This window comes from Stenotrophomonas sp. SrG (assembly GCF_050031795.1).
GTDB lineage: Bacteria > Pseudomonadota > Gammaproteobacteria > Xanthomonadales > Xanthomonadaceae > Stenotrophomonas > Stenotrophomonas rhizophila_A.
Window position 1 is genome coordinate 1 of the sequence record NZ_JBNBBE010001670.1, and the last position, 231, is coordinate 231.

Annotated in this window: 1 protein-coding gene; it reads left to right on the top strand. The window is 64.9% G+C overall.

Annotation, left to right across the window (positions count from 1 at the left end; genetic code table 11):
- A partial coding sequence (locus ACQG3P_RS25045; protein ID WP_426806552.1) for a hypothetical protein occupies positions 1-204 on the top strand: 204 nt, incomplete at its 5' end.
- Positions 205-231: the final 27 nt, after the last annotated feature.

Sequence of the window (231 nt, forward strand, 5' to 3'; positions counted from 1 at the left end):
CCAGCGCTCTACGCGTGGATCCAGCACCGCCGAGAGCGTTTCTCCGCCGAGGCGCAATGCGTCGCCGTGCCGATCTTTCGTATCGGCAGTCGTCTGACGACCGACCCTACCGCGCTCATGCGCGCGTGCGATCGTACACCGTTTTACGTGGCGAGTAGGCCGCGTTCGATCAGCCAGGCTTTTGCGTCTTCGGCATCCTGCTAGAACCAGGCGCGCGTGGAGCCGAGGCGA